The organism is Pseudomonas syringae (assembly GCF_021605415.1).
In the GTDB taxonomy this organism is placed as follows: domain Bacteria; phylum Pseudomonadota; class Gammaproteobacteria; order Pseudomonadales; family Pseudomonadaceae; genus Aquipseudomonas; species Aquipseudomonas syringae_S.
Genome location: NZ_WKEQ01000004.1, coordinates 106431 through 133183, shown reverse-complemented (window position 1 = coordinate 133183; position 26753 = coordinate 106431). Strand labels below are relative to the sequence as shown.

The 26753-nt window shown below is 59.7% G+C and carries 27 protein-coding genes; 13 read left to right on the top strand and 14 right to left on the bottom strand.

From position 1 onward, the window contains the following. Positions 1-167 precede the first annotated feature (167 nt). From paoC to GIW69_RS04205, 4 genes are all read right to left on the bottom strand, one after another. A complete protein-coding gene (gene paoC / locus GIW69_RS04220) occupies positions 168-2366 on the bottom strand; it encodes an aldehyde oxidoreductase molybdenum-binding subunit PaoC (RefSeq protein WP_236480873.1) in 2199 nt (732 codons plus the stop codon). Next, on the bottom strand, positions 2363-3316 hold the full coding sequence (locus GIW69_RS04215; protein ID WP_236480872.1) for an FAD binding domain-containing protein: 954 nt from the start codon (positions 3314-3316) through the stop codon (positions 2363-2365). Before GIW69_RS04215 ends, paoC begins: the two co-directional genes overlap by 4 nt. Next, positions 3313-3954, bottom strand: coding sequence for an aldehyde dehydrogenase iron-sulfur subunit PaoA (gene paoA / locus GIW69_RS04210; RefSeq protein ID WP_268945461.1), 642 nt, complete (start codon positions 3952-3954; stop codon positions 3313-3315). The genes GIW69_RS04215 and paoA overlap by 4 nt, the downstream gene beginning before the upstream one ends. A 274-nt stretch (positions 3955-4228) precedes the next feature. Continuing rightward, entirely contained in the window at positions 4229-5980 is a 1752-nt protein-coding gene (locus GIW69_RS04205) for an L-lactate permease (RefSeq protein WP_236480871.1), read from the bottom strand. A 314-nt stretch (positions 5981-6294) separates the two neighbouring features. Here GIW69_RS04205 and GIW69_RS26345 point away from each other — a divergent pair, with 314 nt between their 5' ends. After that, positions 6295-6435 (top strand): hypothetical protein, encoded by a 141-nt coding sequence (locus GIW69_RS26345; RefSeq protein WP_496570895.1) that lies wholly within the window; start codon positions 6295-6297, stop codon positions 6433-6435. A gap of 90 nt (positions 6436-6525) precedes the next feature. Here the strand turns inward: GIW69_RS26345 and GIW69_RS04195 are convergent, their stop codons facing one another. Then, positions 6526-6798 (bottom strand): hypothetical protein, encoded by a 273-nt coding sequence (locus GIW69_RS04195; RefSeq protein WP_236480869.1) that lies wholly within the window; start codon positions 6796-6798, stop codon positions 6526-6528. Between the two features lie 279 nt (positions 6799-7077). Here GIW69_RS04195 and GIW69_RS04190 point away from each other — a divergent pair, with 279 nt between their 5' ends. Next, positions 7078-8160 (top strand): hypothetical protein, encoded by a 1083-nt coding sequence (locus tag GIW69_RS04190; RefSeq protein ID WP_236480964.1) that lies wholly within the window; start codon positions 7078-7080, stop codon positions 8158-8160. 2 nt (positions 8161-8162) lie between these two features. Next, positions 8163-8516 carry a DUF1428 domain-containing protein gene (locus tag GIW69_RS04185; RefSeq protein WP_236480868.1) on the top strand — a complete coding sequence of 118 codons (354 nt, stop codon included), beginning with the start codon at positions 8163-8165 and terminating at the stop codon, positions 8514-8516. Between the two features lie 22 nt (positions 8517-8538). Here GIW69_RS04185 and GIW69_RS04180 read toward each other — a convergent pair whose 3' ends face one another. Then, positions 8539-8733 (bottom strand): hypothetical protein, encoded by a 195-nt coding sequence (locus GIW69_RS04180; protein ID WP_236480867.1) that lies wholly within the window; start codon positions 8731-8733, stop codon positions 8539-8541. A 107-nt stretch (positions 8734-8840) separates the two neighbouring features. Between GIW69_RS04180 and thpR the strand changes: the two genes are divergently transcribed. Next, positions 8841-9380: an RNA 2',3'-cyclic phosphodiesterase gene (gene thpR / locus GIW69_RS04175; protein WP_236480866.1), complete on the top strand. Its 540-nt coding sequence runs from the start codon at positions 8841-8843 to the stop codon at positions 9378-9380. Between the two features lie 172 nt (positions 9381-9552). Here thpR and GIW69_RS04170 read toward each other — a convergent pair whose 3' ends face one another. From GIW69_RS04170 to GIW69_RS04150, 5 genes are all read right to left on the bottom strand, one after another. Next, a complete protein-coding gene (locus GIW69_RS04170; RefSeq protein WP_236480865.1) occupies positions 9553-10650 on the bottom strand; it encodes a polyamine ABC transporter substrate-binding protein in 1098 nt (365 codons plus the stop codon). Positions 10651-10795: 145 nt separating this feature from the next. Next, on the bottom strand, positions 10796-11674 hold the full coding sequence (locus GIW69_RS04165) for an ABC transporter permease subunit (RefSeq protein WP_236480864.1): 879 nt from the start codon (positions 11672-11674) through the stop codon (positions 10796-10798). Further along, entirely contained in the window at positions 11671-12585 is a 915-nt protein-coding gene (locus GIW69_RS04160) for an ABC transporter permease subunit (RefSeq protein WP_236480863.1), read from the bottom strand. Before GIW69_RS04160 ends, GIW69_RS04165 begins: the two co-directional genes overlap by 4 nt. Further along, positions 12582-13724, bottom strand: coding sequence for a polyamine ABC transporter ATP-binding protein (locus tag GIW69_RS04155; RefSeq protein WP_236480862.1), 1143 nt, complete (start codon positions 13722-13724; stop codon positions 12582-12584). The genes GIW69_RS04160 and GIW69_RS04155 overlap by 4 nt, the downstream gene beginning before the upstream one ends. Before the next feature lie 365 nt (positions 13725-14089). Beyond that, positions 14090-14851 carry a gamma-glutamyl-gamma-aminobutyrate hydrolase family protein gene (locus tag GIW69_RS04150; protein WP_236480861.1) on the bottom strand — a complete coding sequence of 254 codons (762 nt, stop codon included), beginning with the start codon at positions 14849-14851 and terminating at the stop codon, positions 14090-14092. Positions 14852-15133: 282 nt separating this feature from the next. Between GIW69_RS04150 and GIW69_RS04145 the strand changes: the two genes are divergently transcribed. From GIW69_RS04145 to GIW69_RS04130, 4 genes are all read left to right on the top strand, one after another. Continuing rightward, positions 15134-16510: a glutamine synthetase family protein gene (locus GIW69_RS04145; protein WP_236480860.1), complete on the top strand. Its 1377-nt coding sequence runs from the start codon at positions 15134-15136 to the stop codon at positions 16508-16510. An 89-nt stretch (positions 16511-16599) separates the two neighbouring features. Next, entirely contained in the window at positions 16600-18090 is a 1491-nt protein-coding gene (locus tag GIW69_RS04140) for an aldehyde dehydrogenase (protein WP_236480859.1), read from the top strand. A 48-nt stretch (positions 18091-18138) separates the two neighbouring features. Beyond that, positions 18139-19422, top strand: coding sequence for an NAD(P)/FAD-dependent oxidoreductase (locus GIW69_RS04135; protein WP_236480858.1), 1284 nt, complete (start codon positions 18139-18141; stop codon positions 19420-19422). Between the two features lie 352 nt (positions 19423-19774). After that, positions 19775-20323 carry a cupin domain-containing protein gene (locus GIW69_RS04130; RefSeq protein WP_236480857.1) on the top strand — a complete coding sequence of 183 codons (549 nt, stop codon included), beginning with the start codon at positions 19775-19777 and terminating at the stop codon, positions 20321-20323. 94 nt (positions 20324-20417) lie between these two features. Here the strand turns inward: GIW69_RS04130 and GIW69_RS04125 are convergent, their stop codons facing one another. After that, entirely contained in the window at positions 20418-20843 is a 426-nt protein-coding gene (locus GIW69_RS04125) for a hypothetical protein (protein WP_236480856.1), read from the bottom strand. 517 nt (positions 20844-21360) lie between these two features. Between GIW69_RS04125 and GIW69_RS04120 the strand changes: the two genes are divergently transcribed. After that, on the top strand, positions 21361-22146 hold the full coding sequence (locus tag GIW69_RS04120; RefSeq protein ID WP_236480855.1) for a DeoR/GlpR family DNA-binding transcription regulator: 786 nt from the start codon (positions 21361-21363) through the stop codon (positions 22144-22146). 116 nt (positions 22147-22262) lie between these two features. After that, a complete protein-coding gene (locus GIW69_RS04115) occupies positions 22263-22571 on the top strand; it encodes an RcnB family protein (protein ID WP_236480854.1) in 309 nt (102 codons plus the stop codon). A 48-nt stretch (positions 22572-22619) separates the two neighbouring features. Here GIW69_RS04115 and GIW69_RS04110 read toward each other — a convergent pair whose 3' ends face one another. Together GIW69_RS04110 and GIW69_RS04105 are read right to left on the bottom strand one after the other, a co-directional pair. Continuing rightward, the gene (locus GIW69_RS04110) at positions 22620-22937 is read right to left on the bottom strand and encodes a protealysin inhibitor emfourin (protein ID WP_236480853.1); all 318 of its coding nucleotides are present in this window, start codon (positions 22935-22937) and stop codon (positions 22620-22622) included. Continuing rightward, positions 22934-23998: a M4 family metallopeptidase gene (locus tag GIW69_RS04105; RefSeq protein ID WP_236480852.1), complete on the bottom strand. Its 1065-nt coding sequence runs from the start codon at positions 23996-23998 to the stop codon at positions 22934-22936. Before GIW69_RS04105 ends, GIW69_RS04110 begins: the two co-directional genes overlap by 4 nt. 142 nt (positions 23999-24140) lie before the next feature. On the opposite strand from GIW69_RS04105, the gene GIW69_RS04100 reads away from it, so the two are divergent. From GIW69_RS04100 to GIW69_RS04090, 3 genes are all read left to right on the top strand, one after another. Further along, positions 24141-24479: an FKBP-type peptidyl-prolyl cis-trans isomerase gene (locus tag GIW69_RS04100; RefSeq protein ID WP_236480851.1), complete on the top strand. Its 339-nt coding sequence runs from the start codon at positions 24141-24143 to the stop codon at positions 24477-24479. A 161-nt stretch (positions 24480-24640) separates the two neighbouring features. After that, a complete protein-coding gene (locus GIW69_RS04095; RefSeq protein WP_236480850.1) occupies positions 24641-25861 on the top strand; it encodes a putative DNA modification/repair radical SAM protein in 1221 nt (406 codons plus the stop codon). Continuing rightward, entirely contained in the window at positions 25858-26688 is an 831-nt protein-coding gene (locus GIW69_RS04090; RefSeq protein WP_236480849.1) for a TIGR03915 family putative DNA repair protein, read from the top strand. The genes GIW69_RS04095 and GIW69_RS04090 overlap by 4 nt, the downstream gene beginning before the upstream one ends. The last annotated feature ends 65 nt before the right edge of the window (positions 26689-26753 follow it).

The following is a 26753-nucleotide window of genomic DNA, read 5'->3' as shown; positions in this document are numbered from 1 at the left end:
CTGCATAAGTTTTTTCGAATTCTAGTCGATCATCAAAAGAGTGCGCGAAGGTAAAGTCAGAGCCACGCGTGACTGATGGAGCAGGTCAGCGAGGCGCAGTATCCGACGGTTGGAATAACACTTCATTTCAGCGCCCGGTCAGACCATCCTGGCCGGGCGTTTTGCCCTCATATCATCGCCGGCAACGATTCGAGGATCTTGTCCAGCGTCACCGGGTACTCGCGAACCCGTGCCCCGGTAGCGTTATAGATCGCATTCGCCACCGCCGCACTGACGCCGCAAATCCCCAGTTCGCCGACACCCTTGGCTTTCATCGGCGACGAAATCGGGTCGGTTTCATCCAGGAAAATAACGTCCTGATGGGGAATGTCGGCATGCACCGGTACTTCATACCCGGCGAGATCGTGATTGACGAAAAACCCAAGGCGTTTGTCCACCGCCAACTCTTCCATCAACGCCGCTCCGACGCCCATGGTCATCGCCCCGATCACCTGACTGCGCGCGGACGTCGGGTTGATGATTCGCCCGGCCGCGCACACTGCCAGCATGCGCCGCACGCGGATTTCTCCGGTGGCGGCATCCACCGCGACTTCGACGAAGTGCGCGCCGAATGTCGACTGCTGATATTTTTCCGCCAAGTCACCAAACTCAATGCTGTCCTCGGCGGTTACCGCGCCATCCCGGGCCGCGTCGCGCAGTGGCATGCTTTTGCTGCCGGCATGCACTTGGCCGTCAGCGAAGGTGATTTCGCCTTCAGTCATGCCCAGTTTTGTTGCAACGGTTTCCCGCAGCTTCATGCACGCCGCATAAACGCCGGCGGTCGAACAGTTGCCGCCGAATTGCCCGCCGGAGCCCGACGACACCGGAAAACTCGAATCGCCCAGACGCACGACCACATCGTCCAGGCTCACGCCCATCACCTCGGCGGCGGTCTGGCCGATGATGGTGTAGCTGCCGGTGCCGATGTCGGTCATGTCGGTTTCTACGGTGACCTTGCCGTCCTTTTCCAGTCGAACCCGCGCCCCGGACTTGACCAACAGATTGTTGCGAAACGCTGTCGCTACGCCCATGCCGATCAGCCAGCGTCCTTCCCGTTGCGTGCCCGGCTCGGCATGGCGTTTATCCCAGCCGAAGCGTTCGGCGCCGGTCTTCAAGCATTCGATCAACTGGCGTTTGGAGAACGGCCGCTCAGTCTTGATCGGATCAACCTGAGTGTCGTTGAGGATGCGGAACTGAATCGGGTCGAGTTTGAGTTTCTCGGCCATTTCGTCCATGGCAATTTCCAGCGCCATCATCCCCGGAGCCTCGCCGGGTGCGCGCATGGCGTTGCCTTCCGGCAGATCCAACGGCGACAGACGCATGCTGACCAGCCGATTTTCGGCGGCATACAACAATTGGCTCGGTTGCGCGGCAAGTTCGACTTTGCCCTCGGCAAGGTTACCCGACCAGCCTTCGTGGGCAATGGCCGTGAGTTTGCCGTCCGCCGTCGCGCCCATGCGGATGCGCTGAATGGTGGCGGGGCGGTGAGTCGTGTTGTTGGCGACTTGTGGGCGTGCCAGCGCCACTTTCACCGGCCGGTTGGCCATGCGTGAGCCGAGTGCGGCAAGGATGGCATCGGCGCGCACGAACAACTTGCCGCCGAATCCGCCGCCGATGTACGGCGAGATCAAACGGACTTTTTCCTTGGGCAGGCCGAGGGTCGTCGCGACGTCGCCGACGCTCCAGGCGATCATCTGGTTCGACGTCCACAGGGTCAGTTGATCGCCTTTCCAGGCGGCCAGTGTGGCGTGCGGTTCCATCATCGCGTGGGATTGATCGGGCGTGGTGTAGGTCTCGTCGAACTGCACCGGGGCGCTGGCGAATGCCTTTTCAAAGTCACCATGGCGGGCATCCGGCAGTTCATCTTTGGGCTCGACGCCCTTGTCGCGGACACTGGCCAGATCGAACTCGCCCTTGTCGGTGACGTAATCGACCTTGACCATTTGCGCAGCCGCGCGGGCTTGTTCAAAGGTTTCGGCGACCACCAATGCCACGGCCTGTTCATAGTGCTGCACGTCAGGCCCGGCCAACAGATGCGCGGCGTTGTATTTGCCTTTGCCAAGCTTGCCGGCATTTTCGGCGGTGACGATGCTCAGCACGCCGGGCGCGGCTTTTGCCGCTTCAAGATTGATGCTGGCGATGCGACCCTTGGCGATGGCCGAGCCGACCATGTAGCCGTAGGCCTGTTGCGCGACTGCTTCGTGGTGCTCATAGGCGTAAGGCGCCTGGCCCGTGGTTTTCAGTGGGCCTTCAATGCGCTCGGTGGGCTTGCCGACAACCTTGAGCTGATCGATGGGGTTGGTGGTGGCGGGCGTGTCGAATTTCATGCGTTGTCCCTCGCTTGCGCCAGCACTGAAGCGAGCGTGCGCTCGACCAGCGTCAGTTTGAATTGGTTGTCATGGCTCGGTGTAGCGCCGTCGAGCAGACGATCGCTGACGGCTTTGGCGCCTTTGGGCAGCAAGGCGTCAGCCTCTTCGATGCGCCACGGTTTCGGCGCGATGCCGCCGACGGCGACGCGTCCACTGCCGTCCTTTTGCAGGATCAAACCGACCGACACCAATGCAAATGCGTAGGAAGAGCGGTCGCGCACCTTGTGATAAACGTGCACGCCGCCAACCGGCGCCGGCAAAGTCACGGCGGTGATCAGTTCGCCGGCCGTCAGGCGGGTTTCGATGTTCGGCGTCGTGCCGGGCAACTGATGAAAATCAGCCATGGCGATGCTGCGGGTGCTGCCGTCGGCTTTGACAGTCTCGATCTGCGCATCGAGGGCGCGCATGGCAATCGCCATGTCGCTCGGGTGCGTGGCGATGCACGCATCGCTGACGCCGATAATCCCCAATTGCCGCGTCACGCCGCCAATGGCCGAGCAGCCGCTGCCGGGATTGCGTTTGTTACAGGCTTGATGGGTGTCGTAGAAGTACGGGCAGCGCGTGCGCTGCAGCAGGTTGCCGGCAGTGGTCGCCATGTTGCGCAATTGTCCCGAGGCACCGGCAAGCAAGGCGCGCGATAGCAAACCGTAGTCTTTGCGCACACGATCATCGGCGGCCAGGTCGGTGTTGCGCACCAGAGCGCCGATGCGCAAGCCGCCGTCAGGCGTGGCTTCGATTTTGTCGAGTCCCAGGTGATTGACATCGATCAGATGCAGCGGTGTTTCGATGTCGAGCTTCATCAAATCGAGCAGGTTGGTGCCGCCGGCAATGAACTTCGCGCCTTCGCTCTGCGCGGCCTGGGCGGCGGCAGCGACGGTGTCGGGACGGCTGTAATCGAACGGTCTCATGCCGGCACCTCCGCGACTTCGCTGATGGCTTCGATGATGTTGGAGTAGGCGCCGCAGCGGCAGATGTTGCCGCTCATGCGTTCCTGCAATTCGGCGGCAATCAGTTTCGGCGATTCGGTCAGGCTGGGGCTGACATGGCTGGGAATGCCGTCGCGAATTTCCTTGAGCACCGCCACCGCCGAGCAGATTTGCCCGGGCGTGCAATAACCACATTGGTAGCCGTCGTGCTTGATGAACGCGGCTTGCATCGGATGCAGCTTGTCGGGCATGCCGAGGCCTTCGATGGTGGTGATCTCGGCGCCTTCATTCATCACCGCCAGGCTCAGGCAACTGTTGATCCGCCGACCATCGGCGATCACCGTACAGGCGCCGCACTGGCCGTGGTCACAGCCTTTTTTGCTGCCGGTCAGATGCAAGTGCTCGCGCAGGGCGTCGAGCAGGGTGGTGCGCGTGTCGACGTCCAGCTCCTGTGCCTTGCCGTTCACCGTAAGCGCGACTTTGGCGCTCACAGGTTGGGCCAGGCTGGCGGCGTAGGCTTTCAGGCTGATAAACGGCGGCATAGCGAAGGCTCCAGCGGTGATGGCTCCGAGGATCAAAAATCTGCGTCGGGTAAACGTTATAGGCTCACGGTTGTCCATGGGTTCAATTCCTCAATCAGGGCGGCAGGTTTCGAACGACCCGCTCGGGCACGCCGGCGTGTCAGCCAGTCTCGTTTTAGGAGTGACCGTCGAAGAGAGGAAAAGGTTTTTGCGGATTTTCGCTATAGAGTTATGCGCAAGATTCATGAATTGGGTGTGAGGTTCACCCTGTGGGAGCTGTTAATCCCGTGCAGGAGCTGCCGCAGCCTGCGGCAGTTCCTACACGGTGGTGACATCCAGCGGCATCGTCGCGAGGAGGGGTTGCATCAGACGATCAATGTCCCACAACCATTTTGGTGAACGGCGGCACGTACGCCTGCAACGTGACCAGTCCGCCAACGAGAATTGCCAGCACGATGGAATGGAAGAACACGTAACGCAGAATCTCGCCTTCGTGCCCATACCAGCGGGTGGCGGTGGAGGCGACGACGATGGATTGCGCGTCGACCATTTTGCCCATCACGCCACCGGAGCTGTTGGCCGCCGCCATCAGCACCGGGCTGATGCCGAGTTGCTCGGACGTGACCCGTTGCAAGCCGCCGAACAACACGTTGGATGCGGTGTCGGAACCGGTCAGCGCCACGCCGAGCCAACCGAGCAGCGTGCCGAACATGGGGTAGAAAATTCCGGTCGCGGCGAAGGCCAGGCCCATCGTCGCGTCAAGTCCGGAATAGCGCGTGAGAAATCCGAGCGCGAGCATCGCCGCAATCGTAATCAGCGAAAACCGTACTACCCACAGGGTTCGCAAATATTGCTTGATCAGCTGCGGAATCGAATAGCCCATTAGCAAGCCGCCGACTATTGCCGCGAACAGGATGCCGCTGCCGGTGGCGGTGAACCAAGTGAACTTGTACACCGCTTCTTCGGCTTTCGGCGCTGCCACCACCGGCGGCACTTTTTCGATCTGCAGGTGCAGCGTGGTGAAGGTCACGGCCGGCGCGAACAACGGATTGGCCTCACGAACAGGCTTGCCCTGCGGATCAAGTCTGGCCGAGGAAGTAGCCGGATCCATCGCGACGCGGGTGTCAAACATGTTCTTGAAACCCTGCGTACCCCAGGCAAACACGAACACGGTGAGGATGATCCACGGCATCCATGCGCGGATCACGGCCGGGCGGGCCTGATCGCTGAACACGGCGGTGGCGTTGATCTGTTCTTCGTCGACTTTTGAATTGTCGACGCGCCCCGACAACGCCGCCGAGGTGTGAACGGTCGCCGGTTTCCAGACCTTGAGGAACAGGGTCAGGCAAGCCATGGAAATCAGCGCGGCGATCACGTCCACCAGCATCGGGCCGTGGTAGTTCGACACGACAAATTGCGGCACCGCGAAGCTGACGCCGGCCACCAGAATCGCCGGCCAGATCTCCAGCATCTTGCGCCACCCGGCGAACGCCCAGATCAGCCAGAACGGCACCAGCACCGAGAAGAACGGCAGTTGCCGACCGACCATCATCGACAGCTCCATTTCATCCAGCCCTGTCACCTTTGCAAGCGTAATGATCGGCGTACCCAGCGCGCCGAAGGCAACGGGTGCGGTGTTGGCGATCAACGCCAGACCGGAGGCCGCCAATGGCGAGAAACCGAGGCCGATAAGAATGGCGCCGGTCACCGCCACCGGCGTACCAAACCCCGCCGCGCCTTCAAAGAATGCACCGAAGCAGAAGGCGATCAGCAGCAATTGCAGGCGTCGGTCATCGGTGATGCGCGCGAGGGAATCCTGCAGCACTTTGAACGAACCGTTCTCGGTGGTCAGGCGATGAAGAAAAATGATGTTGAGCACGATCCAGCCAATCGGCAGCAAACCGTTCGCTGCACCGAACAACGCGGCGGAACCGGCCATCATCGCCGGCATGCCGAAGGCGAAAATCGAGATCAGCAACGCCGACGCCAGCGCCATTAAGGCCGCCAGGTGAGCTTTGACATGGAAAAACGCGAGGGCCGCGAGCATCACCACCACCGGGACGGCGGCCATGAGCGTGGAGATCACCGGATTGCCGAACGGGTCGTAAATTTGCTGCCAGACCATGTTCCACCTCTGCTTTTTATTGTTGGACGTGCAGATGCCCCGGGCGGGGCAGGTTGCAAGCAGTATAGGTGGCATTGCGCCGCTGTTTGCCTGAGCGCGGCGAGGCGATAAACGGTCTTCGGCGGGTGAATCAAACAGCTTTTGTCCGGTCTGAACTGCGGCTCCGCGCACCGCGCCTTAAAGGCGAGGGCAGCGGGCGGCCGTTTCCGTCGTCATGACCTTGGTTTTAGGGAAGTTTTGAATGAAGCGCGTTACAACATTGCTGATGACCGTTTCCGCTGCTGTGCTCTTGGGTGGGTGTGTGGCGGACTTTGATGATGACCATCGTCATGGCCGGCACTACGACCGCGATCATGGGCGTTATGACAATCACGATCGACGCTGGAATGACCGCGATGATGATCGGCGCGATGGCCGTCGTTATCACCGGGATCGGGATGATGATTGACGAGTGACGGGCTCGGGCTCCGCGTTGTGTTTAGTGGAACGCGGAGCGTCCCGGGCTGCGTTCCCACGCGGAGCGTGGGAACGATCACCGCAGGGAATTAAAAGTGAGCGCTCGCCCGGACGCGGGAGCGCGCAGGCATCGAGGCCTCGAGATCCAGCAAGTGGGTGGCGAGAATATCGCTCAGGAAACGGAACTGATCGTTGAGGCCAACCACTTCGTTGTTGAAGTGATGGTCGGCGGCGGGCATCAACAACGCTTCGAAATCTTCGTTGAACACTAGCGCTTGCGCTTTGCGTGACACGGGTTGCTGATCGTAATAATTGCTGCCGAACACCGGGAATCGGACGGACAGGGTAATGGTGTGATTCATGATGTGGACTCCTCGTTCTGCATGGGGCTCATCCTGCACGTGCTGGTTTTGATGAGGAAGATGATCGTTGCGATGGTGAATATCGATGTGAGTGATGGTTGAGTTGTTTTGTGGATTGGCGGGCCTCTTCGCGAGCAAGCCCGGCTCCCACAAGGGGGCTTGCCCGCGAAGAGGCCATCACCTCCACCGCCATATCTGTCCGACACTCCTATACTCAAATTCGCTATCCCCCAAACTCTCCGCGCATCCCGCCGGAGTCCAGTGAAGGACACCGTCATCGTGAACCTGCGTGCGCTGTTCCTCGCCGCCATGCTGTTGCTGGCCGGCTGTGCCACGTCGGCGCGGGCCCCGGTGACGGTGGCCAAAGCGGTGGTGGTATCGCCGGAGACCTGGCAGCAGATCGACCGGGAGATCCTCAGCGCATCGCAACAAGCCACCGAGCAGGTCAAACTTTACGCGCGCGGCTCAATGGAACATTGGCGCACTCGCGTCTATGAGCAAACTGAAGAAAATTTCATCCCGTGGTTCAGCAGCTATTGGACCCAGGAATGGCTGTCGATGAAGGTCAGTTGGTACACGATCAGTGCCAGTGGCGAAAAGGATGCCTCGGCCAATCGTCTGGCGGCGTATCTGCTTGAGCAATATCAGGAAAGGGTGCTGGCGCCGGTGGCGGTGGAGATCGACCCCGACGCCATCCTCGGCCAGTCCACCGCGTTCTATGCGCAGTTGATGGCCCAGCAAATGCCACTCATCGCCCGGCGCCACGGCGTGCCGATTGCCCAACTCAACGGACGGTTGCAAAAAGTCCCGGCCATCGCCCTTGGCCCGCCGCCCGCTCGGGATGCTTCGCTGTTCAAAGTCACCAGCACTGAGCCACTCAACACGTTGCCGGCCTACGCGGCATTGATCGACAAAATCCACACCGACGGCGGCGCCAAAGGTGTCAGCTCGACGGACACCGCGATGGCGCCGGTGGCCAAACGCGCCAGCCAGCGCATGGAAGCGGAAATGGCCCCGCGCGGTGCCGCCAGTGCGGTAGCGGCAGCAGCGGGAAAACTCGCCGGGGCGTTGATTTCGGTGGGTGTGGTGGGCATTCGCGCGATCATCCAGGCCAATGACCGTCCCGACAGCGAAGCGCTGATCCGCAGCAGCTTGGGCAACACCTTCGACAAGGCCTGGGTGAAACTGCTGCAAAACCCGACCACCGGGGTCATGGCCGGCACGCTGCACATGGCGGGGCAGGTCGAGGGCAGTCTGCGCGCCCGGGATGAGCCGTCGGTCGGGTTGGGTACTGAGTCTGTCGAGTGGCAGCCGCCGCCATCGACTATTCAACAGAACGACCCAAACCCCACAGGAGAATGACCATGCCTTACGTCGATGGTTTTATCGCACCAGTGCCCACCGCCAATCGCGAACAGTACCAGCAACACGCCGAAGTCGCGGCCCGGATCTTCAAGGAAAACGGCGCCCTGAGCGTCGTGGAATGCTGGGGCGATGATGTGCCGGACGGCAAAATCACCTCGTTTCCGCTGGCCGTCAAACTCAAGCCGGACGAAACCGTCGCGTTTGGCTGGCTGATCTGGCCGGACAAAACCACCCGCGATGCCGGCATGGCAAAAATGATGGAAGACCCGCGCATGCAGCCCGACGCCAATCCGATGCCGTTCGATGGCCAGCGGATGGTGTTTGGCGGTTTCAATATCATCCTTGAGGCTTAAACTCGGACCCCTACAGGGACAATCATTCGGCGGATGGCGTCATCCGGCACCCTTTGCGCCCGCGAATCTGCGCGTCCGTCGGCCGTTCCCGAACGAATTCGAAACGCGGCTCGCCTTCGCTGTAATGCACCAGCCAGCCCCACTCCAGCTCGGTTTCGTCCTGACCGGGATGCGGCGGTCGGGCCCACCACGGCTCTTTGCTAAGGATCTCGCGCATGGCGTGCTCCCGTTGATGGCAATGCTTGAACTATAACGCGCGTCGCGCAGGTCGCCAGAAAAGGCTGTGTAGAATCGGCTGATGATCAACCGAAAAGGAGCACGGTCATGACGGACGACATCCGCGCGGGCCAACCGGTCAAACGGCTGTTCTTCGCCCTCGACTGCCCGCCGGCGCAGCGCAAGGCAATTGCCGAGTGGCGCAGTGATCTGCGTTTGCGCACGGGCAAAGCGGTGCCCGCCGACAATTTTCATCTGACGCTGCTGTTTCTTGGCGCTGTGCCTATCGCGCAGATTGCCCAGGTCTGCGAAGCCGCTGCCAACGTGCGCACGTCGGGCGAAGTGCTGAAGATTTCCCTGGATCGCTTGCAGGTCTGGCACCGTGCGGGCGTGTTGTCGCTGGCACCGGAGCAGCCGCCACCGGGTTTGCTGCGTCTGGTGTATGCGCTGGAGCAAGCGATGTTGCCGTTCGGGTTTGAAGAGGTCACGCGCGAGTATCGACCGCACCTGACGCTGGCCCGCGATTTTCGCGCGCCGGAGCCGGAATCGCCGGCGCCCCCGGAGTTCTTTCTGCGGGCCGAGCGGTTTGTGCTGTTTGAGTCTCATAAGGGCCGTTACCGCGCACTCGCGCAATGGCCGCTAATCTGAGCGACAAAAAAAGGCGCCCGAGGGCGCCAGAATTCACCTGAGCCGAGGGAGCCAAGTGAGCCGTTCTTAGTGAGCTGCAGCGGTGGTAAGGCGCTGCGTGAACGGAAAATCTTTACGCTGATCATCTCCGTGGGAACGATCATCACGCTGCATGAGAGCTATCGTCGGGGGGCTATTTGCCGAGTTTTACTCGCGTCCAGCCCCGGGTCATGATCCGTTGGGTGGCGATCGGCTGATCCGGAATCGCATACAACGTCGCCATCACCGCTTGTGTCGGGTACGAACCCGGATCGTTGCGAATGGCTTCGTCCACCAGCGGTGTCGCGGCTTCGTTGGCGTTGCTGTAGCCGACGCTGTTGGTGACTTCGGCGATGATGTCCGGGCGCATCAGGAAATCCATGAACAGGTAGGCGTTGTCGACGTTCGCCGCATCGCGCGGGATGGCAACCATGTCGTAGAAGCTGCCGGCGCCTTCCTTGGGAATGCTGTAGTCGATCTTCACGTTGTTGCCCGATTCCACCGCGCGGGCCTTGGCCTGCAACACGTCGCCGGAGTAACCGACGGCCACGCAAATGTTGCCGTTGGCCAGATCGGAGATGTACTTGGACGAATGGAAGTACGCCACCGACGGGCGAATCTTCATGAACAGCGCTTCGGCCTCGGCGATGTGATCCTTGTCCTTGTCGTTCACCGGATAGCCCAGGTAGTGCAGGGCGGCCGGGAGCATTTCGGTCGGTGAATCGAGAAAGCTGATACCGCAGGCTTTGAGTTTTTCGGCGTTTTCCGGTTTGAACAGCAAGTCCCAGGAATGGGTCGGGGCGTTGCTGCCGAGCACTTCCTTGACCTTGTCCGGGTTGTAACCGATGCCGATCGAGCCCCACATGTACGGGAACGCGTGAGCGTTGTCCGGATCACTGGCAGCGGCGTTTTTCAGCAACACCGGGTTGAGATTCTTCCAGTTCGGCAGTTTGGACTTGTCCAGGGTCTGGTAGACGCCGGCCTTGATCTGCTTGGCCAGGAAGCTGTTGGACGGCACGACCAGGTCGTAGCCGGATTTGCCCGCGAGCAGGCGTGCTTCGAGGGTTTCGTTGCTGTCGAAGACGTCGTAAGTCACACGGATGCCGGTCTCGTCTTCGAACTTCTTGACGGTGTCCGGGGCGATGTAATCAGACCAGTTGTAAACGCGCAGCACGTTGTCGTTGGCTTGGACGCCGGTGGCGATCGCGCCCATTAAGGACAGTGTCAGCAGAGTCCTGCCAAACATTTTCATCGGTACAACTCCATTCTTTTTATTCACACAAATCTGAACATCCCCCTGTAGGCGCTGCGGCACGCTGCGATTTTTTGATCTTAAAAAATCAACATCAAAAGATCGCAGCCTTCGGCGGCTCCTACAGGGGATTTTTGTCGGCCACTCAGGCGGTGGCGGGTTCGCGTTGCGGTTGCTGCCACGATTCGTTGGCCGTTTGATCCATCGCTTCCTGAATCGCGCGTTTGCGGTTGGCTTCTGCCTTGCGGCCGAAGTACCAGACCAGGAACGTCACCAGCGACACCGCCAGCAGAATCAGGCTCGCCACGGCGTTGATCTCGGGTTTCACGCCCAGACGCACCGCCGAGAACACTTCCATCGGCAGGGTCGTCGAGCCCGGGCCAGACACGAAGCTCGCCAACACCAGATCGTCCAGCGACAAGGCAAACGACATCATCCCGCCGGCGGCCAGCGACGGTGCAATCATTGGAATGGTGATCAGGAAAAACACCTTGAACGGCTTGGCACCCAGATCCATCGCCGCTTCTTCGATCGACAGATCCAGCTCACGCAGGCGGGCGGACACCACCACGGCCACATAGGCGGCACAAAACGTCGTGTGGGCGATCCAGATCGTGACGATGCCACGTTCCTGCGGCCAGCCGATCAGTTGCGCCATCGCCACAAACAGCAGCAACAGCGACAGACCGGTGATGACTTCCGGCATTACCAGCGGCGCAGTCACCAGCCCCCCGAACAACGTACGACCCTTGAAACGTGTGACGCGGGTCAGGACGAATGCCGCCAGCGTACCCAGCGCCACCGCCGCGATCGCGGTGTAGCAAGCGATTTCCAGCGAGCGCACCACCGAGCCCATCAGTTGTGTGTTGTCGAGCAGGCCGACGTACCACTTCATCGACCAGCCGCCCCACACCGTCACCAGTTTCGAGGCGTTGAACGAGTAAATCACCAGGATCAGCATTGGCAGGTAAATGAACGCCAAGCCGAACATCAGCATGAATCTGGAAAATCCGAAGCGTTTCATCCCCGTGCCTCCATTTCTCTGGCCTGACTGCGGTTGAACAGCAGAATCGGCACAATCAGGATCAACAGCATCACCACTGCCAAGGCAGACGCCACCGGCCAGTCGCGGTTATTGAAGAACTCTTGCCACAGCACGCGCCCGATCATCAGCGTCTCCGGGCCACCGAGCAGTTCCGGAATCACGAACTCGCCCACCACCGGAATGAACACCAGCATGCAGCCGGCGATGATGCCGTTCTTGGCCAGCGGCACGGTAATTTTCCAGAAATTGTTGAAGTTGCTCGACCCCAGATCCTGCGCCGCCTCCAGCAAACTGCCGTCGTGTTTGACGAGGTTGGCGTAGAGCGGCAGCACCATGAAAGGCAAGTAGGCGTAGACCACGCCGATGTACACAGCCGTGTTGGTGTTGAGGATCTCGATCGGGTGATCGGTCAGCCCCGTCCACATCAGAAACCCATTGAGCAGACCGTTGTTGCTGAGGATGCCCATCCACGCGTAAACGCGGATCAGGATCGCGGTCCACGTCGGCATCATGATCAGCAGCAGCAAGACGTTTTGCGTTTCCTTGTTCGCCTTGGTGATCGCGTAGGCCATCGGGAAACCGATGCCCAGGCACATCAGCGTGCTGAGCAGCGCCACCTTCAGCGAACCGAGATAGGCGGACAGGTACAACTCGTCCTCGCCCAGCAGGGTGTAGTTGCCGATGTTGAGCAGCAGCTGGAATTTCTGCTCGGCGTAGGTGTAGATCTCCGAGTACGGCGGAATCGCCAGCGCCGCTTCGGAGAAGCTGATTTTCATGACCAGGAAAAACGGCAGCATGAAGAACAGGAACAGCCAGATGAACGGAATACCGATCACCAGTTTTCGTCCACTGGGCACCAGGCGCAGGAATTGCTGATTGAAGGTTCTCATGAGCGCAGTACCACGCCGCTGTCGTCTTCCCACCAGATGTAGACCTTGTCGTTCCAGGTCGGTCGAGCGCCACGGCGTTCGGCGTTGGCCATGAACGACTGGACGATCTTGCCGCCCGGCAATTCGACGTAGAACACTGAATGGCCGCCGAGGTAAGCGATGTCATGCACTTTGCCTTCGGACCAGTTGTAGCGGCAGTCGGGCTGAGTGGTGCTGACCAGGGTTTTTTCCGGGCGAATCGCGTAGGTGATCGACTTGTCCTGCACCGAGGTGCTGACGCCGTGACCGACGTAGATTTTCTGCTGCAAGTCAGGGCAGTGAATGATCGCGTGCCCTTCGAGGTCTTCAATCACGGTGCCGTCAAAGGCGTTCACGTTGCCGATGAATTCGCAGACCATACGGCTGACCGGCGCTTCATAGATATCGACCGGGCTGCCGATCTGCGCGATCCAGCCCAGGTGCATGATCGCGATGCGCTCGGCCATGGTCATGGCTTCTTCCTGGTCGTGCGTCACCATCACGCAGGTCACGCCGACGCGTTCGATGATCTCCACCAGTTCGAGTTGCATCTGCGAACGCAGCTTTTTATCCAGCGCGCCCATCGGTTCGTCGAGCAGCAACAGTTTCGGACGCTTGGCCAGGGAGCGGGCGAGGGCGACACGCTGACGCTGACCGCCGGACAACTGATGCGGGCGGCGCTTGGCGTATTGGGTCATGTGTACAAGGCGCAGCATTTCATCGACGCGGGCATCGATTTCGCTGGCCGGCAAACGATCCTGCTTGAGGCCGAAGGCGATGTTCTGGGCCACGGTCATGTGCGGGAACAGCGCGTAAGACTGAAACATCATGTTGATCGGCCGCTCGTACGGCGGCATGTCGGTAATGTCCACGCCGTCGAGGAAGATCCGCCCTTCGGTCGGTCGCTCGAAGCCGGCGAGCATGCGCAGCAGGGTCGATTTGCCCGAACCGGAGCCGCCAAGCAGGGCGAAGATTTCACCTTGGTTGATCTCCAGGGACACATCGTCCACTGCCGTGGTCTCGTCGAATTTCTTGGTGACGCGATCGACTTTCACCAGCACCTTTTTCGGTTGCTGGTGACCTTCAAGAGCCTTCCTGTAAGTGCTGGAGGCGTTTGCCATGTGAAACTCCCAACAGGTTTCAGTCGCCGGGCCAATGTGGCCGGGCTTAAGTGGATTGCAAGCCTGCAGGTGCATTCCCGGTCGGATCACATCCCCCTGTGGGAGCTGGCTTGCCAGCGAATGCGGTGTGTCATTCCCCAACATGTTGGCGTTGACGGCCTCATCGCTGGCAAGCCAGCTCCCACAGGGTTTTGCATTGATCTGACGGTTTTGCTCCTGCCATCCGGCTTGGTCGGCGCCGCCGTCCTGGCTGCCTGGGTGGTACTTGTTGTTATTACGGGTGTTGTTTTTTAACGGATGACGGACGTGCGCAGGCGCACCCGACCTCCGAGGGGCAGTAAATCGTTACGTATTCTTTGATTGGGTCAGCGTTGGTTGCGCCGCGCCGCCCGTTGCCGGCAGGCCTGGCCGAACGCCTGGAAGATGCGCAGGTACTCGGGGCTATCCAGCACTTGCCATTCCGGGTGCCATTGCACGCCGAGGGCAAACGCAGGGCTGTGCTCCACCGAGATCGCCTCGATCAAGCCATCCGGCGCCACCGCTTCGGCACGCAGGCCGGGAGCGAGGCGGTCGATGCCCTGGCTGTGAATCGAGTTGACCTGAAACGGCGAAGGCAACTCCAGCGCTTCGAATACACCGCCGCCGAGGACGCTGACCGCATGGGCCGGGGCGTATTGCACGGCGAGATCCGGGTGATCGGCCTCGCGGTGATCGAGCATGCCCGGCAACTCATGCACCTTCTGATGCAGGCTGCCGCCGAACGCCACGTTCATTTCCTGGAAGCCCCGGCAGATACCGAGCACCGGAACGCCCGCCGCAATGGCCGCACGCAATAAGGGAAGGGTGGTGGCGTCCCGTGCCGGATCGTGATCCGTGCCGGGGGCGCTGGCCGGGCCTTGATAGTGGAAGGGTTCCACGTTGGAAGGCGAGCCGGTCAGCAACAGACCGTCGAGCTGACCGAGCAGGTCGTCGATTTCGGTCAGATCGCCTAAAGAAGGAATGACGACGGGCAACCCCAATGCCGCCACGCTGACAGCACGCAAATACTTGTCGCCGCTGACATGGTAGGGGTGCGGGCCGATCTGTTTGACGCACGCTGTAACGCCGATCAATGGCTTGAATGCCATTTTTATTCACCTCGAAGTCTGTCACTAGAACGAGCTTTTCCGGAGCTTATCCGCGTTTATTTTAATTAACAACTCCGATGTAAAAAATTCTAAACGCCGTTCATCAAATTGTTATGGATTTCCGGCATTTGGCCGCTGATTTTGCGCGCAAGTGCCCTGAAAGCCCCTGAAAATAAACCCTGAGCGGCCAAGTGTTCGCTATTGACTTCACTTTGGCTTTCGGATTGACTGGGCTCGCAACAAGGCGTTGAACATAATAATTAACAGCTAAATAGGTGCATCATGTCGGTCCCTCTGCGTACCGTTCAACTCAACGAAGCAAACGCATTCCTTAAGAAATATCCTGAGGTTTTGTACGTCGACCTTCTGATTGCGGATATGAACGGTGTGGTGCGCGGCAAGCGCATCGAACGCACCAGTCTTCATAAGGTTTACGAGAAAGGCATCAATCTTCCGGCCTCGCTGTTCGCGCTGGACATCAACGGCTCTACTGTAGAAAGCACGGGCCTGGGCCTGGATATTGGCGACGCCGACCGGATCTGCTACCCGATTCCCGGCACCCTCAGCATAGAGCCCTGGCAAAAGCGCCCGACTGCGCAACTGCTGATGACCATGCACGAAATCGAAGGCCAGCCATTCTTCGCCGACCCGCGTGAAGTGCTCGCCAACGTCGTACGCAAGTTCGACGACCTGGGCCTGACCATCTGCGCCGCGTTCGAGCTTGAGTTCTACCTGATCGACCAGGACAACGTGAACGGCCGTCCGCAGTCGCCACGCTCGCCGGTCTCCGGCAAGCGTCCAGTGTCGACGCAGGTCTACTTGATCGACGATCTCGACGAGTACGTCGACTGCCTGCAAGACATCCTCGAAGGCGCGAAAGAGCAGGGCATCCCGGCTGATGCCATCGTCAAGGAAAGCGCCCCGGCGCAGTTCGAAGTCAACCTGCATCACGTCTCCGATCCTATAAAGGCTTGCGACTACGCCGTCCTGCTCAAACGTCTGGTGAAGAACATCGCCTACGACCACGAGATGGACACCACTTTCATGGCCAAGCCGTATCCGGGCCAGGCGGGTAACGGTCTGCACGTGCACATTTCGATTCTGGATAAAGAAGGCAACAACATCTTCGCCAGCGAGGATCCCGAGCAGAACGCCGCACTGCGTCATGCGATCGGCGGTGTGCTGGAGACCCTGCCGGCGCAGATGGCTTTCCTTTGCCCGAACGTCAACTCGTACCGCCGTTTCGGCGCGCAGTTCTACGTGCCGAACTCGCCGAGCTGGGGCATCGACAACCGCACCGTGGCCGTGCGCGTACCGACCGGAACGGCGGACGCCGTGCGCATCGAGCATCGGGTCGCCGGTGCCGACGCCAACCCGTACTTGCTGATGGCTTCGGTGCTGGCCGGTATCCATCACGGCCTGACCCACCAGATCGAGCCGGGCGCACCGGTCGAAGGCAACAGCTACGAGCAGAACGAACAAAGCCTGCCGAACAACCTGCGCGATGCACTGCGCGAGCTGGACGACAGCGAAGTCATGGCCCGCTACATCGACCCGATGTACATCGACGTGTTTGTTGCGTGCAAGGAAAGCGAGCTGGCCGAGTTCGAGAACTCCATCTCCGACCTTGAATACAACTGGTACCTGCACACCGTCTAAAGACCAACCCAAACCCTGTAGTAGCCGCCTTCGGCAGCTCCTACAGGGTTGCGGTGCCTACCTAAATTCCCCCTTGTCGAGCCACAACAATGACAACGACCCGCAACGACTGGGAACAACGCTTCCAGTCCCTGACCCTCGAAGGCCGCGCCTTTATCAACGGCGAATACCGTCCGGCAGTCTCCGGCGAAACCTTCGAATGCCTGAGCCCCGTCGACGGCCGTTTCCTCGCCTCCGTGGCCAGCACGGATGAAGCCGACGCCAACCTGGCCGTTGAAGTCGCGCGCCAGTCGTTCGAATCCGGCGTCTGGGCGAAAAAAGCCCCGGCCGAGCGCAAGCGCATCTTGATTCGTTTTGCTGACCTGATCCTGCAAAACCAGGAAGAACTGGCCCTGCTCGAAACCCTCGACATGGGCAAGCCGATCAGCGATTCCATGGCCATCGATATCCCGGCGACCGCCAACGCGATCCGCTGGAGCGCCGAGGCCATCGACAAGATTTACGACGAAGTCGCCACCACCCCACACGATCAATTGGGTCTGGTGACCCGCGAGCCGTCCGGCGTCGTCGCCGCCATCGTGCCGTGGAACTTCCCGCTGATCATGGCCAGCTGGAAATTCGCCCCGGCCCTGGCTGCCGGGAACTCGTTCATCCTCAAGCCTTCGGAAAAGTCGCCGCTGACCGCGATCCGCATCGCTCAATTGGCATTGGATGCCGGTATCCCGAAAGGCGTGTTCAACGTGCTGCCGGGCTTCGGTCACACCGTCGGCAAAGCACTCGCGCTGCACATGGACGTCGACGTGCTGGCCTTCACCGGGTCGACGGCGATTGCCAAGCAACTGATGATTTATGCCGGCCAAAGCAACATGAAACGCGTCTGGCTCGAAGCAGGGGGCAAGAGTCCAAACGTGGTGTTCGCCGACGCGCCTGATTTGCGCGCGGCAGCACAAGCGGCGGCCGGCGCCATTGCCTTCAACCAGGGCGAAGTCTGCACCGCCGGCTCACGTCTTTTGGTCGAGCGCTCGATCCGCGAGCAGTTCATTCCACTGCTGGTTGAAGCGCTGCAAGCGTGGAAGCCCGGTCACGCCCTCGACCCGACCACCACCGTCGGCGCCGTGGTCGATCAGCGTCAACTGGAGAACGTGCTGCGCTACATCAGCATCGGCCGCGAGCAGGGCGCCGAACTGATCGCCGGCGGGCAACGCACCCTCGAAGAAACAGGTGGCCTCTATGTTGAGCCAGCGCTGTTCGACGGCGTGACCAACGCGATGACCATCGCCCGCGAAGAAATCTTCGGCCCGGTGCTGTCGCTGATCACCTTCGACACTGTCGAGGAAGCACTGCACATCGCCAACGACAGTATCTTCGGCCTCGCCGCCGGTGTCTGGACCAGCAACCTGAGCAAGGCACATAACTTCGCCCGCGGTTTGCGCGCCGGCAGTGTGTGGATCAACCAGTACGACGCAGGCGACATGACCGCGCCGTTCGGTGGCTTCAAACAGTCGGGTAACGGCCGGGACAAATCGCTCCACGCGTTCGACAAGTACACCGAGCTGAAAGCGACCTGGATCAAGCTCTAATTCTTTTACAGCGGCGGTCGCCATGTCTGGCGGCCATCGGAGAATCGTATGAAACAGCAACACGTAAACAGCTACTACGCGGCCACCCGCAACGAAGTCATCGACTTTCCGATCCTGGAGGAAGCGGTGGAGTGCGATGTCTGCATCATCGGCGCGGGTTACACCGGCCTGTCGTCGGCTCTGTTCCTGACCGAGGCCGGCTACACAGTGACGGTGCTGGAAGCGGCGAAAGTCGGCTACGGCGCCAGCGGTCGCAATGGCGGTCAATTGGTCAACTCTTACAGCCGTGATGTCGATGTGATCGAAGAGCGTTACGGCGACAAGACCGCCGAAATCCTCGGCAGCATGATCTTCGAAGGCGCCGACATCATCCGTTCGCGCATCAAGGAATACGACATCAAGTGCGACTACCGCCCGGGCGGTATCTTCGCAGCGATGAACAAGAAACAGCTGAACGGCCTCGCCGAGCAAAAGCGCAACTGGGAACGCTACGGCAACCAGAACCTGAAGATGCTCGACGCGGACGAGATCAGCCGCGAGGTCGGTTCCAAAGCGTATGTCGGCGGCTTGCTGGACTTGCAGGGCGGCCATATTCATCCGCTGAACCTGGCCCTCGGCGAAGCCGCCGCCATCGTCCGTCTGGGCGGCAAGATCTACGAGCAATCGGCAGCAGTCGACATCAGTTACGGCGAACCGATCACCGTGCGCACTGCCAAAGGCCTGGTGCGCGCCAAGTACTTGCTGATCGCCGGCAACGCCTATCTGCCGCAGGGTCTCGACAACCGCGTGACCAGCAAAAGCATGCCGTGCGGTTCGCAGATTGTCGTCACTGAACCGTTGTCGGAAAAGGTCGCGCACAGCCTGATCACCCACAACTACTGCGTCGAAGACTGCAATTATCTGCTCGACTACTACCGCCTGACTGCCGACAACCGCTTGCTCTACGGCGGCGGGGTGGTCTACGGCGCGCGTGAGCCGGATGACATCGAACAACTGATCCGCCCGAAGATCCTCAAGACCTTCCCGCAACTTAAAGACGTGAAAATCGACTATCGCTGGACCGGCAACTTCCTGCTGACCATGTCACGCATGCCGCAATTCGGCCGTATCGAGAAAAATGCCTACTACATGCAGGGCTACAGCGGTCACGGCGTCACGTGCTCGCATCTGGCCGGCAAACTGATCTCGGAAATGATCCGTGGCGATGCCGAACGCTTCGACGCCTTCGCCTCGCTGCCGCACATGCCGATGCTCGGCGGCCGCACTTTCTCAGCACCGCTGACCGCCCTTGGCGCCGTGTACTACTCGCTGCGCGACCGTTTCGGCATCTGAGTTGCCGCCCCGGCGGCGGTCCTCAAGGCCCCTCCGGGTTATTATCCGAACCACCACAAACCCTGTGGGAGCTGGCTTGCCAGCGATAGCGGAATATCAGCCAGTCCAAATGCTGAATGTGCCGGCCGCATCGCTGGCAAGCCAGCTCCCACAGGTACTGTGTCTGGCACATAATTCGCCTGGCAAGCTCTTTTCCCCCGCCGTCCATCGAACCTGCTGAGCAACATCACCAAACGTGATTTAATAGCCGCCTTTCACGGTTCCGGGACAGGGGAACGGTGTGATCCGCGCAATGCGAGTCCGCCCGCCACCCACCCCCATTGCCCTTAAGTCGTTCTCACATAAGGCTGTCATGGATACGGGTTCTCGACTCAAACTAGTACGCGAAAGCTACAAACTCTCCCAGCGCGAGCTGGCCCGGCGTAGCGGCGTGACCAATGCCACCATCTCCCTGATCGAACAGAATCGCGTCAGTCCTTCCGTCAGCTCACTGAAAAAGCTGCTCGAAGGCATACCGATGTCCCTGGCCGATTTCTTCACCTTCGACCAGCCGCCGCGCGAACACCAATACGTCTTCCGCGCCAACGAACAACCCGACCTCGGCCGCCACGGCTTGCGCCTGCTGCTCATCGGCGCCTCCGTGCCGAGCCGCCAGATGCGCCTGCTGCGCGAGCAATACGCGCCTGGCGCCAGTTCCGGCGAAGAGCCGATCGTGCATTCGGAAGGTGAAGAGTGTGGACTGGTGACCCGTGGGACTGTCGAGTTGACGGTGGATGGGCAGATAAGCGTACTGGGCGCGGGGGATGGGTATTACTTTCCGACGACGTTACCGCACAAATTCCGCAATATCGGGGCGGATGAGGCTGAGATTATCAGTGCGAATACGCCGGCGAACTTCTGAGGGGAGATCCCTGAGTTCACTTGGACGTCACGGCATAAAAAAACCGCAGCAATGCGGTTTTTTTATGTCTGGAATAAATACGTCGAATCCCACGCTATTTCGCCTTCCAGTTCCCACCGCCATTTTCACAATCAATCTTCGCCTGACTCAAATGTTCCGCACCGTAGTAATACGTGGTCACTTTCGCGTTGTCCGGAATGTTCAGCGCCTTGGCGTCTTTGTCCTTGCTGGTGGAATGTGGGTTTGCCAGGGATTCCTGGGTGAGTGTCGCGGTGCAGGTGGCTGCAGAGTGGTCGGCGCATCGGGCGACTTTTTTCTTGGTGCTGTTGAGCATGTCCTTGCTTTCGTTGCTGCATGACCAGTCGATGGCGTCCACGGGCACACCTTCGTATTCGTAGCAGCTGTGGGTTTCGACGGCCGGAACGGAAGGACTGGAGGAGCGCGTGAGGACGTCGCAGCCCTCGGCCATGGCGAGACCTGGGACAAAACTGGCGAGCAGGAGCAGTACTTTGATGTTCATCGGGGGTTCCTCTCCAATGGCGCTTTGTGTGATCAATGATCGGCGCATAGGGTTTTGAAAACGCACTTTGCGGGGAGGTTCCATCGGGTTTTTGGTTTGCGCGGCTGGCGTGGGCTGGGAAACAATCCTAGACGCGTACTGTTTGTAAGAGCCGCCTGCGGCAGCTCCACTGCGGGGTTGTTGTCAGCCAGGAAGGCATTTATGAGAACTGTTCTTTGCTTATTGATCGCCGCTGCGGTGGGTTTTACCTTGCAAGCGGGCGAGCAAACGATCAACCATGAACCAGCGCCACGGCGAAAGAAACAACGATCATGCAGGCGAAGGCAAAATTGAGGTTCATGGAAGGCGTCCTTAGTTGTAGTGGAAAGTGTCGCCATTCTGAACAGGCCGGAATCAAACAAAAAATTCCGCTTCTTGATTCCAATGATCGAAAGAATTGATGTCTCGCGGATATAAATCTGTCGCGGCCCGGCGAATTTGGCTAACCTTGCACAAACCCGCATAAACAGGCACAAACATGCAAGATCATTCCGCCGCCGAACTTCCCTCCCTGCGTCGACAGAAAATCCTCTTGATACTCGAACGTGACGGCAAGGTCATGGCCTGCGAGTTGAGCGAGCATTTCGCCGTGTCCGAGGACACCATTCGCCGGGATCTGGCCGAACTGGACAACGCTGGTCTGGTGCAGCGAGTGCACGGCGGCGCGTTGCCGCGACCCAAAGACACCGGCAAGGACTATTTCACCCGGCTCGATGAGACTGACGAGGTGAAGATCCGGCTGGCGCGACTGGCTGCACAACGCGTGCAAAACGGCCAGATCGTACTGTTCGATTCCGGCTCCACCACGTTGCAGATTGCCCGTTCGCTGCCAGCGGATATTCGAATCACGGCGGTCACCGCCTCACCCATGAATGCCATCGCGTTGTCCGAATACAAGGGCATCAAAGTGATTCTGGCCGGCGGCCAGCTCAATGCGAAAACCATGTCGGCGGGCGGGCATGAAGCGCTGCGCCTGATTAGCGGGATCAAGGCGGATCTGCTGTTTACCGGCGTCTGCGCGATTCATCCGGAGGTCGGCATAACCTCGCTGCATTTCGATGAAGTGCCGGTCAAACAGGCGTTACTCGACAGCGCAGCCCAAGTGATTGCCGTCACCACGGCAGATAAACTCGGCGCGGTAGAGCCCTTCGTTGTTGCATCGTGCGATCGCCTGCACACACTGATCACCGAGCGATACCTCGCGTCGGGCAATGTCGAGGATTACCGGCGCCACGGCATCGACGTGGTGCAGCTCCCGAATTGATCTGCGCCGAGGGGGTATGTGTTTGGCAGGGAGTAAAGGTTTGCGCATCCAAAAGGAATGAATGCCGCCAACAACAGTCCGACATCAGGTATCCGAAAACAAATGGAGGTTCACCGATGACCAACAAGACCCTGATCGCAAGCCTTGCCCTCGTCGCCAGCCTCGCCGGGATCAGCCCCCTCGTTCAAGCGGCGCAAACCTCGAACGACACCGTCGAGCATTCTCCCACCGGAGGTCGTGAATTGAAGGTCAACGACCGCGCCCCGGATGTTTATCAGCGCAGTGATAAAGCGATCACCAACTGGAAACAGAAAGGCCTCAAGCAACCCGAGCCGCAGGCGCAATGGGTACAGATCGACGATAAGTACGTGATGGTGATGATCACCAACGGCACGATTGTCGAAATCAAGCCAGTGGAGCGCTAAACGATTACTGGATCAAAAGATCGCGCCTTCGTTGCGATCTTTTGATTTTCACTTCTCCAGCAATTGCCCTGTGTCCCACAGGTTTACGAGATCCCCCGGCGCCTGATCTTCCGGGACTTTCAGCACCATTTCGCCCGCGTTGTAGCGTACTTCGATCTGGTAAAAACGCTGATCACCACGACCCGATTCCGCACTGTCGAGCGGCAGGCAACCCTTCAGCACCGAACAGATCTGCGAACGCTGCGTGATATCGCATTGCGCAAATTCGATTTCCCTCGGACGGCTCAGGCTATGGATCGCCGCCACTCCGCCCTGACGGGACACCCGCACAACGGAATCGTCGCCCAGTTCGGGCAGGTTTTTCATACGTCCTCCTCCGGTAATTCAATGCCGACCTGGCGCCAACCCTGAACCACCGCGTCCACTTCTCGAGCGCCAAATCGTTCAGCCGCGTGCGCAGCGGTCAACTGGGCAAATGATTCGAAATCTGCATCTTGAGCCAGTCGTTTATCGCAAAGCGTGTCATACCAGATTCGCCCGGCCTTTTCCCAGGCAAACCCGCCCAGCGCCCGTGCTGCCAGATAAAAAGCGCGGTTGGGAATGCCGGAGTTGATGTGTACGCCGCCATTGTCTTCCTGGGTAATGACAAACTTGCGCATGTGATCGGGTTGCGGATCCTTGCCCAGCAATGGATCGTCATAGGCGGTGCCGGGGTGAGACATCGAGCGCAGGCCCTTGCCCTTGATCTTCGAGGTGAGGAGTTCGGCGCCGATCAGCCAGTCAGCCTGTTCAACCGTATGGCTGAGGACGAACTGTTTGGTCAGTACACCGAATACATCCGACAGCGATTCATTCAACGCGCCGGACTGGCCAGCATAAATCAGCCCGGCCTCGCTCTCGGTGACGCCATGGGCCAGTTCGTGGGCGATCACGTCCAGCGAACGGGTGAAACGCTGGAAGATTTCGCCATCACCGTCACCGAAGACCATTTGCCCGCCGTTCCAGAAGGCGTTCTCATAAGCCTGGCCGTAATGCACGCTGCCGATTAGAGCCAGGCCCTTGTTGTCGATCGAATTGCGGCCGAGCACCTTCCAGAAAAAATCGTAACTGGCGCCCAGCGCGTCGTAAGCTTCATCGACCGCCGGATCGCCACTGGCAGCTTGACCCTCCATGCGCACAGGCATGCCCGGTAACAACATCTTGTTCTGTGCGTCATAAACGCTGCGTTGCGCCAGCCCGGGCTTGCCGGCATCCGGTAACAGCCCCGCGACCGCTGGCCGCGGTGGGGCGCCATGGTGGGGTAGCAGACTGCGAACATGGTTGAGCGTAGCCATCGCGGCCGCGCGCGCTGGCTCCGATCCGTGTGCGATGATTCGGTTCAGAATGTAGGGCGGGATGAAACTGTGCAGCGGTCGTGGGTCGGTCATCTGAGCATCCCTGGTCAAATAAGAAGTCGATACTCATGTGAGCTGTCACGATGATTTCGGTTCCATGCATTGCTACGCACGCCGGTTTCTGCGAAAACCTGCATCCGCTGTCCGAAAGGGCCATCGTTGAAGAGTTAAGAACATGAGCGAAGAACTGCAAATCATCGACCTGCAACCAGGCGATGGCAAAACTGCCGTAAAAGGCGCGCTGATCACCACCCAATACACTGGCTGGCTGAAAGACGGCACCGAGTTCGATTCCTCCTGGAGCCGGGGCAAGCCGTTTCAATGTGTGATCGGCACCGGTCGGGTCATCAAGGGTTGGGATCAAGGCATCATTGGCATGAAGGTCGGCGCAAAGCGCAAACTGCTGGTACCGGCGCATCTGGCCTACGGCGAGCGGACAATGGGCAAAATTCCACCGAATTCGGATCTGGTATTCGAGATTGAGCTGCTGGAAGTGCTGACGCGAGAGGATTGAGCCAGCACAACGAAGACAGCCCACATGGCGAAATTTTTAACGCAACCCCGTAGGAGATGCTGAAGGCTGCGATCTCTTGATCTTGATTTCAGCCGACAAGCACCCTTGTCTATTCAGACGGGACTCTATACTGTACATCCAAACAGTATCGAGTCCCGGCCATGCAGTTGATCGAAAAACTCGGCATCCTCGCCGACGCCGCCAAGTACGACGCCTCCTGCGCCAGCAGCGGTGCGCCCAAGCGCAGCTCCGAAGGTAAGAATGGCGTGGGCTCGACTGACGGCATGGGCATTTGCCACAGTTATACGCCCGACGGCCGGTGCGTCTCGTTATTGAAAATTCTGCTGACCAATTTCTGCCTTTACGACTGCCAGTATTGCGTCAACCGTCGCTCCAGCGACGTACCGCGCGCACGCTTCACGCCCGAAGAAGTCGTCACGCTGACCATGGATTTCTACAAGCGCAACTGTGTCAGCGGGTTGTTCCTCAGCTCGGGGATCATCCGTTCGGCGGACTACACAATGGAACAGCTCAACCGCGTCGCTCGCTTGCTGCGCGAGGAACACGAGTTTCGAGGTTACATTCACCTCAAGACCATTCCCGAAGCCGATCCGGCGCTGATTGAAGAAGCCGGGCGATACGCTGATCGATTGAGCGTCAACATTGAGTTGCCCACCGATGCCAGCCTGCAAACCCTGGCACCGGAGAAGCAGCTGGGCTCGATCAAACAGGCGATGCAGACCATCTACACCGGCGAGCAAACCGTGCTTAACGAACCTCGCGCGCCGAGATTCGCCCCGGCAGGGCAAAGTACGCAAATGATTGTGGGCGCGGACGATACGGATGACAGCGTGATCCTGCACAGCGCCCAATCGCTGTATGGCAATTTCCGCCTGCGCCGGGTGTATTACTCCGCGTTCAGCCCCATCCCTGATAGTCCGAAAAGCGTGCCGCTCGCCGCTCCGCCATTAATGCGTGAACACCGTTTGTATCAGGCCGATTTCCTGTTGCGCAGCTACGGTTTTACCGCTGGAGAATTGCTCAAGGGGCCAGGGCATCTGGCGCTGGATATCGACCCGAAACTGGCTTGGGCGCTGCAGAATCGCGAGGTGTTCCCGCTGGATCTCAATCGCGCCGAGCCAGCGCTGATCGCCCGCATTCCCGGCATTGGTCTGCGCACCACCGAGCGGCTTGTCGAACTGCGTCGGCAGCGGCGCATCCGTTATGAAGACCTGGCGCGGATGCGCTGTGTTCTCGCCAAAGCCAAACCGTTCTTCATCACCAGCGATTACCACCCGCAGCAGGCGGAAGTGCCCAGTCAATTGCTCTACCAGCAACTGCGTGACCGGCCGATGCCGCAGCAAATGGGCCTTTGGGGATGATCACACTCGATTGCGACGACCTTTTCGATACCTGGCGGCAACAGGCGCGCTTGCTGCTCAGTCATCAAATCGATCCAAGCCTCGTGAGTTGGGCAACGGAAGGCGTCAGCGATCTGTTTGCCAGCGATCAATCGGTGCCCCTGGAACAGGGGCCGTTTCAGGCACGGATCCCGCGTACGTTGCTCGACACACTTGAGCAGGCGGCGCGTTATCGCGGTGATCAGCGCTGGAGCTTGTTATACGAAGTGCTATGGCGCGTCAGTCATGGCGACCGCACGGCAATGCTGGCCGGAGACAAACTGGGCAGCGAATTGCAACGGCGTATCAAGCAGGTGCAGCGCGAGGCGCATCATCTGCACGCATTCGTGCGTTTCGTCGAACGACCGCAAGAGGCGCCAGGCCCGCAATATGTGGCCTGGCACGAGCCGGCGCATGACATCTTGCACAGTGCCAGCGAGCATTTCATTGGGCGCATGGGACGCCACCGCTGGCTGATCGCGACCCCGCGTGACGGGGTTTATTACGATGGTGAGCAACTGATCCATGAGCGTCGGTGCCCGGTGGAGTGGCAGCAATTGGCGCAGAACGCGGACGATCCGCACGGTGATCTGTGGTTGACTTATTACAGCCACATCTTTAATCCGGCGCGGTTGAACCCGAAGGTCATGCAGGGGCATTTGCCGGCGCGGTTCTGGAAAAATCTGCCGGAGGGGGAATTGATTCCGGGGTTGATTACCCAGGCGCGGATGGGGAAGCAGCAGGACGGGCAGGCGAGTGGGGTTGCAAGCCGGGCCGGTAAGCGAATCGCATTGAAGCTTCCGCTGTAGGCATTTGATTTATAACCACGTCAACGTCAAAAGATCGCAGCCTGCAGGGTCAATTTGCAGGAGCT